2 protein-coding genes are annotated in these 1,737 nt (G+C 51.8%); both read right to left on the bottom strand.

Annotated features, from left to right (window positions below; translation table 11 throughout):
- Positions 1 to 714, bottom strand: a 714-nt coding sequence (locus tag B5D32_RS14615) for a tyrosine-type recombinase/integrase (RefSeq protein WP_143402822.1), incomplete at its 3' end; no start/stop codon positions are given.
- Between the two features lie 9 nt (positions 715 to 723).
- A partial coding sequence (locus B5D32_RS14610; protein WP_078785675.1) for a relaxase/mobilization nuclease domain-containing protein occupies positions 724 to 1,737 on the bottom strand: 1,014 nt, incomplete at its 5' end.

Here is a 1,737-nt window from a genome sequence, read left to right as displayed (position 1 = left end):
GCGGGAACGGCGGACGGTCAGTTCACAAGCACCGGTTATGTCCCGCCATTGCAGGGCGCACAGTTCCCCACGCCGCAATCCGGTCGTAATTGCCAAGGTATAATAGGCGCGATACAGAATCGGTTCGTTCTGAATCGTCCGCATTAGTTTACTCATTTCATACTTCTGCGGAATATGCTGCACCTCCTTTTCAAAATGCTTTTTCCGAGCGCGGTGCGCCGGATTAAACGGAATAATGTCATTTTTCTTGGCATCCTCCAGCACAGAGGAAACCGTTTCGAGGTATTTCTGCACCGTTGTTTCCTTGATGCAGTTTCCACCACGTCCGGGGCGCTTGCGCAATTCCTCGCACATTTCCTCTAAAGTCATGGGGAGCAACTTTGCAAGAGGGATGCCTCCAATCAGCGGATAAACAATATCCAGATTGCGTTTGTACCCTGCATAGGTGGTAGCTTTGAAAAACGGTTCCTGCCTCTTGAGCCAGTTCTCGGCATACTGTTCAAAGTGGGTCTGATCGCTTTCTTCTACGCCATACTTGAACTTTTTCTCGATGCGTTCCGCTTCAGCCATGACATACTGCTGAATGCCGCGCTTTGGCACAGATGATGGCACAGTGATGGTCTGCGCTTTCATCCGTTTCTGCCCATTGACCTTATAGCCGTTGCAGACAGTGATTTTGAATTTCCGTTCAGATTTTTTCTTGATGTAAGCCATTGTGCCTCCTTATCGCTGGCGAGAAGAATCTCGGCTGCGGGTTTTATTGTTTGTATGTTGATTTCGGTTTTCTTGGTCTATACGGTTGGATTCGCGTGTGCGTTGAATACGCTTGATTGCTCCCTCTGCAATCTTGTCCTCTTTGCGGAGTTCGGCAATCTTACAGGTAAGCATTGCACGGCGGTCAGCCAGTTTCGGAGAAGCATCTTTTCTGCGCATCTGCTTAACGATTTCAGCCCGCTGTGCGGCAAGGGCATCTATCTGCCGGGACAAGCCCTTGCGGTAGTCCACGATGGCCTGTAAAGATGGGAACTTGTGGTCATGAACAAAAGCGTGTTCTGCAAGGATTCTCTCGGTGTCTTTCCAGATGCGCTCCAGTTCCGGGCGGTTGATGTGCGGTTGCTGTTTCTTGGGCAGGATACCCAGCTGATAACAGTAGTACAGATACAAGCGGTGCATTTGGGATTCTCCGAAGAATACCTCGAAGAAAATCTGGAGAACACCTTTTCCCGCATAGGTATCCTTGGAGCGATATCGTTTCGGCGTATACTGCCGGGGCGGGTGTTTCCGTTCATATAACCCTGCCCCATACAACAGGTAATTTCCGCGCAGTCGGTCATCGATGGCTGCAAGATCGTATTCTTCTCCCAGCCTATAAAGTCGCACGGCTCGTCCGCCATCCCGTGCCCGGATGGTTGCGTACCTGCGGTTAGGGTCACTGCCGAAAATATACCTTTGCCGATACAGCGATCTGTGAAAATCCTCGGCGGTGCTGGCATCCTCACAGGCTTGGTCGATGGCTTCCCGCATCCGGGCGTACCGTGCCGGTTCCTTTGCCTTGGGCTGCTCCACCACCGACAAGCCGTACTCCCGGCACAGCTTGTCGGATGCTGCCCGGAACTCGGCATACTGGCTGCGGCGTTGCTCATATTTCTTGCCGTCCACATAAGACACAGAATTGATAACGAAGTGGTTGTGCAGGTTGTCCGTATTCATGTGGGTGGCGACCAGCACTTGGAAACG

It is taken from the genome of Gemmiger formicilis (assembly GCF_900167555.1).
Lineage (GTDB): Bacteria > Bacillota > Clostridia > Oscillospirales > Ruminococcaceae > Gemmiger > Gemmiger formicilis.
Note: the sequence above shows the minus strand (reverse complement) of the source record. Positions and strands in the feature narration are given on the sequence as shown.